The organism is Arthrobacter sp. B0427-1-12 (assembly GCF_059092905.1).
The window spans coordinates 1-270 of record NZ_JBNHIC010000261.1 but is presented as its reverse complement, the minus strand read 5'-3'; the positions used below and the strand labels follow the sequence as shown (position 1 = coordinate 270).

At 62.6% G+C, this 270-nt stretch carries 1 protein-coding gene; it reads right to left on the bottom strand.

Going from position 1 to position 270, the window contains the following annotated elements; all coding sequences use genetic code 11:
- Positions 1 to 77 precede the first annotated feature (77 nt).
- Positions 78 to 270 (bottom strand): hypothetical protein (locus AC5RWU_RS24785; RefSeq protein ID WP_493986807.1); only part of this gene is annotated, 193 nt, incomplete at its 5' end.

The window sequence follows — 270 nt, the reverse complement described above, 5'->3', positions numbered from 1 at the left end:
CCTCAATTTAGGGTAGCCGCCGCTGCGCCGGCACGGGCAGGAAACTTCCAGAGCCGGAGCCAGGCATTACACCCAGCTCATCCCACAAGCGCCGATAACAGCGCATATGTCTTTTTCAAACCTCTGTCGGTGGCCGGGCGCATGACTTCGAGCGGGCAATCGAACCGGCTGAGGGTGGGCAATTCTTCAAACGGTGCGGCGGGTCTGCCCGTCGCTGTTGCGCGGTGTGTGCCGGCACCGGCAATACGAAAGTACGGGCCGGGACCCTGA